This window comes from Streptomyces globisporus, assembly GCF_003501885.1.
Taxonomy (GTDB): domain Bacteria; phylum Actinomycetota; class Actinomycetes; order Streptomycetales; family Streptomycetaceae; genus Streptomyces; species Streptomyces globisporus_D.
On sequence record NZ_QWFA01000373.1, the window covers coordinates 1 to 3,891 of the forward strand.

Annotated in this window: 3 protein-coding genes; all 3 read left to right on the forward strand. The window is 70.8% G+C overall.

Annotated features, from left to right (window positions below):
• Positions 1-69: 69 nt before the first annotated feature.
• From D3105_RS33630 to D3105_RS33640, 3 genes are read left to right on the forward strand one after another with little or no spacing between them, the layout of a single operon-like run.
• Positions 70-1,050: a carbohydrate ABC transporter permease gene (locus D3105_RS33630; RefSeq protein WP_118906575.1), complete on the forward strand. Its 981-nt coding sequence runs from the start codon at positions 70-72 to the stop codon at positions 1,048-1,050.
• The gene (locus tag D3105_RS33635; RefSeq protein WP_118906576.1) at positions 1,047-1,961 is read left to right on the forward strand and encodes a carbohydrate ABC transporter permease; all 915 of its coding nucleotides are present in this window, start codon (positions 1,047-1,049) and stop codon (positions 1,959-1,961) included. The genes D3105_RS33630 and D3105_RS33635 overlap by 4 nt, the downstream gene beginning before the upstream one ends.
• A 58-nt stretch (positions 1,962-2,019) precedes the next feature.
• A complete protein-coding gene (locus tag D3105_RS33640) occupies positions 2,020-3,426 on the forward strand; it encodes a GH1 family beta-glucosidase (RefSeq protein WP_118906577.1) in 1,407 nt (468 codons plus the stop codon).
• Positions 3,427-3,891: the final 465 nt, after the last annotated feature.

The following is a 3,891-nucleotide window of genomic DNA, read 5'->3' on the forward strand; positions in this document are numbered from 1 at the left end:
CCGGCGGGACGGGCCCCCGCGGCTCCCCGCTCCCCGTAACTCCCGCCCCCGATCCCGAAGGGCCGCACCGTGTCCCTCACCGCCACCGCGAAGGCCGGGCCCCGCAGCCCGGCCGGAACCGGGCCCGGCCCCGACGACGGCCGGGCCGCCGCGCTCCGGCGCACCTGGCGCAAGGCCTCCCCGTACGCCTACATCGCCCCGTTCTTCACGCTCTTCCTGGCCTTCGGCCTCTTCCCGCTCCTCTACACCGCGTTCGTCTCGCTCTACCGGGTCGAGCTGCAGACGAGCGGCGAGATGGAGTGGCGGGGCATCGCCAACTACACGGCGCTGTTCACCGACGAGTTCTTCTGGACGTCGCTGCGCAACACGTTCACGATCGGCGTGCTCTCCACGGTCCCGCAGCTCGCGATGGCGCTGGGCCTCGCGCACCTGCTCAACTACAAGCTGCGCGGCCGGACCTTCATCCGGACCGCGATCCTGCTCCCGTACGCGACTTCCGTGGCCGCGGCGACGCTCGTCTTCGCGCAGCTCTTCGGCAAGGACTTCGGGCTGATCAACTACGTGATCGGTCTGGTCGGCTTCGACCCGGTGGACTGGCAGACCGGGACGGTGGCCTCGCAGATCGCGGTGTCGTCGATCGTGATCTGGCGGTGGACCGGCTACAACGCGCTGATCTACCTGGCGGGCATGCAGTCGATCCCGCACGAGCTCTACGAGGCGGCGGAGATGGACGGGGCGTCCCGCTGGCGCCAGTTCATCCACGTCACCCTGCCCGGCCTGCGCCCCACGATCATCTTCACCGTGATCATCTCGACGATCGGCGCGACGCAGCTCTTCGGTGAGCCGCTGCTGTTCGAGGGGTCGATCTCGGGCGGTATCTCGCACCAGTACCAGACCCTCGGCCTGTACATGTACGAGCAGGGCTGGGGCTTCTTCCACCTGGGCCGGGCCGCGGCCATCGCCTGGGTGATGTTCGTCCTCATCGTGGTGCTCGTCGGGGTCAACGCCCTGATCGCGCGCCGCCGCGCACGCAAGGAGGCCGGCCGATGACCGCGCTCGCCGCACCGCCGACCGCGACCGAGAAGGGCGATCCGCCACAGACCCCGCCGTCGGGCCGGCGCATCGGCAAGGGAGGCGCGGGCCGCACGATGAAGGGCGGCTGGCTCTCCTACCTGATCCTCGGCTTCGCCCTCCTCATCTCGGCGTTCCCGTTCTACTGGACGATCGTCGCGGCCAGCCGGTCCAACGCCGACATGGCGAAGGTCCCGCCGAGCCTGCTGCCGGGCCCGAACCTGATCAAGAACTTCGAGCAGGTCCTCGAAGAGGCGGACATCGGCAAGGCGCTGCTGAACTCGCTGATCGTGTCGGGTTCGATCACGATCGGCACGGTCCTGTGCTGCACGCTGGCCGGCTTTGCCTTCGCCAAACTGAAGTTCAAGGGCCGAGGCGCGCTGCTGACGCTGACGATCGGCACGATGATGATCCCGCCGCAGCTCGGTGTGATCCCGCTGTTCATGCTGATCGCCGAACTCCAGTGGGTGAACCAGCTCCAGGCGGTCATCCTGCCGGGCCTGGTCTCGGCCTTCGGTGTCTTCTTCATGCGCCAGTACCTGGTGCAGTCGCTGCCGGACGAGCTGATCGAGGCGGCCCGGGTGGACGGCGCGTCCACCGCGCGCATCTTCTGGTCGATCGTGATCCCGATCGCGCGGCCGGGGATGGCGGTGCTCGGGATGCTCACGTTCATGACGGCGTGGAACGACTTCTTCTGGCCGATCATCGCGCTGTCCTCGCAGGAGCCGACCGTGCAGGTCGCGCTGCGCCAGCTCGGCGGCGGGTACGTCAACGACCAGTCGGTGATCATGGCCGGCACGCTGCTCGGCACGCTGCCGGTGCTGCTGGTCTTCGGCCTGCTGGGCCGGCAGATCGTCGGCGGCATCATGCAGGGCGCGGTGAAGGGCTGACCCGAGCGCCCTCCTCCTCTTCTTCTTCTGTCCCCCCTCACCCTGGAGTGTCCGCCTCATGACCGCTGTCGATGAAGCCCGCCCGGCCACCTCCCCAGGCGCCCGTCCCGAGACCGGTACGGTGCTCCGCTTCCCCACTGGTTTCCGGTGGGGTACGGCCACCGCCGCGTACCAGATCGAGGGCGGGGCCGCCGAGGACGGCCGTACGCCGTCCATCTGGGACACGTTCAGCCGGACGCCCGGCAAGGTGCGCAACGGCGACACCGGTGACATCGCCGCCGACCATCTGCACCGGATGCCGGACGACGTACGCCTGATGAAGGAACTCGGCGTCACGGACTACCGGTTCTCCGTCTCCTGGCCCCGGGTCCAGCCGACCGGCCGGGGCCCGGCGGTCGAGCGCGGCCTGGACTTCTACCNGGCCGGGATCAGACCGGTGGCGACGCTCTACCACTGGGACCTGCCGCAGGAGCTGGAGGACGCGGGCGGCTGGCCGGAGCGGGACACGGCGCACCGGTTCGCGGAGTACGCGGGTCTGGTGGCGGGGGCGCTGGGCGACCGGGTGACGACGTGGACGACGCTGAACGAGCCCTGGTGCGCGGCGTTTCTCGGGTACGGGAACGGGGTCCACGCGCCGGGCCGTACGAGCGACCTGGCGGCCCTGCGGGCAGCCCACCACCTGAACCTGGCGCACGGTGCGGGCGCGAAGGTCCTGCGCGAGCACCTGCCGGAGAGCGCGGAGGTCTCCCTCACCCTGAACCTCCACGCGCTGCGCCCCCTGGCCGACACCGAGGCGGACCGGGACGCGGTGCGCCGGATCGACGCGGTGGCGAACCGGATCTTCCTGGACCCGGTGTTCCACGGCCGGCTGCCGAAGGACCTGGTGGCGGACACGGCGGCGGTGACGGACTGGTCGTTCGTGAAGGACGGCGACCTGGAGGTCACGTCGACCCCGATCGACTCGCTGGGCATCAACTACTACTCCCCGAGCGTGGTTTCGGCGGGTACGTCGGAGTCCCCGTCCCCGTGGGCGGGCGCGGAGCAGCATGTGGCGTTCACCCCGGCGGCGGGCCCGCGCACGGCGATGGACTGGCCGGTGGACGCGGACGGCCTGTACGAACTGCTGACCCGCCTGCGCGACGAACTCCCGTCCGTGCCGGTGCTGGTGACGGAGAACGGGGCGGCGTACGACGACTACGCGGACCCGGAGGGCGATGTGCACGACCCGGAGCGGGTGGCGTACCTGGACGGGCACCTGGGCGCGGTGCACCGGGCGATCGCGGACGGGGCGGACGTACGCGGCTACTTCCTGTGGTCGCTGCTGGACAACTTCGAGTGGGCGTACGGCTACAGCAAGCGGTTCGGCATCGTGCACGTGGACTTCGCGTCGCAGCGGCGGACGGTGAAGGACAGCGCGCGGTGGTACGCGGAGGCGATCAGGCGGGGCGGGCTGGAGCGGGGCTGATCCCCAACTCACGGAAGGGCCCCGGGGTGTGCACGCTCGCCCCGGGGCCCTTCGGCGTACCCGGCGGCTGATTCCTCCCGGATTCGGCCGGGTGGCTTTCGGCCGGATGGAAGATGAGGGTGCGCAGGGGCGGGGCGAGGAGCGGCCGTGATGAGCGGCGGGGCGCCGGGGTGGCCGAAAAGCCCATCGGCCCCGGTGAGCCGAGGGTGGACCACGCCGGACCTCGCGGAGGTCGCACCCCGCCCCCGTACGGCGACCGTGCGAGCAACCGCTTGCATCCAGGGAAGCAGCATGGCGCGAATACACCCGTTGCCGCGGGGGCTGCGGAACGCGCCCCTTGACGACCTCCCAGCCCTCGTCCGTATGGTCTAGACCAAGCCGCGAAGGCAATCCGGCCACGTCGATCACGTACCGGCCCCGCCCTCGCTCCCCGCCCCCCACCTCCAGGCGCGCACCGCCCCGCAC